Source organism: Veronia pacifica, from assembly GCF_001707825.1.
GTDB classification, from domain to species: Bacteria; Pseudomonadota; Gammaproteobacteria; order Enterobacterales; family Vibrionaceae; genus Veronia; species Veronia pacifica.
The window spans coordinates 1-838 of sequence record NZ_LYBM01000111.1 but is presented as its reverse complement, the minus strand read 5'-3'; the positions used below and the strand labels follow the sequence as shown (position 1 = coordinate 838).

Annotated in this window: 1 protein-coding gene; it reads right to left on the bottom strand. The window is 52.9% G+C overall.

Features of this window, described 5'->3' with window-relative positions; genetic code table 11:
* A partial coding sequence (locus A8L45_RS24835; RefSeq protein ID WP_175402079.1) for a hypothetical protein occupies positions 1-838 on the bottom strand: 838 nt, incomplete at both ends.

Below are 838 nucleotides of genomic sequence, written 5' to 3'. Positions count from 1 at the left end.
GGGCAGGGAGAAGTGTTCACCCATTATGAAGGCTTGATGAACGTCATACTCAAATGGTTCATCGCCGTCGTGCCAGCTGTTGGCATGGTCGTCCAGCGCGACCCGCATTGAAAGGGTCTCACCCGCCTCATAAACCGCGTCATCGACCAAAGTGGCAAAAACCTGAATTCCCTGCTCTCCCGCAGGCACGACAATATCTGCGCCATAGCCAATACCGGTATTGGTGAGTGCCCAGCCACCATTGGGGCCTTCCGATCCTGATGGTGGAGAAAGTACATTACCGTTCAGGTCAAGCACTGTCACCTCTTTGATCATGTCATCGAAAGAGGCTGAGAAGTCACTCTCTGCAAAGCTGACTCTGAGTGTGGTCGGTTCACTGGCTGTGTTGTTCAGTGAGACCTGCCAGGCCGGACCGTCCGTGTAGTCACCGTCAGCCTTTTCTTCACCATGCTTCAGAACCTCAGCGCGCTCAATGGCAAGTGTTGCCTGACTTTCATTCACGGTGATCGTATCTGCGGTCATCCAGTCTTCTGACCCTTCAACAGTGGCCTTGAGTGCAAACGTTTCTACGCCTTCAAACACGTCGTCATTGGTGAGTGGGACCTTGAGCTGCACGGATTGGTTACCCGCAGGGATCACGACCTTGACGATACCTTTATCTGCTGTACTCATGTTGACACTGGTGATCGGCGTTTTACCGTCAGCCTGATAAAGGGTAAAGATACCGTTGGTGTCGCCAGTAAAGCTGCCTTTGTTGCCGAGGTTGTTGAGGTCAATCAATAGGGTGGTGTCACTGGCCGAGGCATTATTGAGGCTCAGAGTCCATGCCAGTTCCACC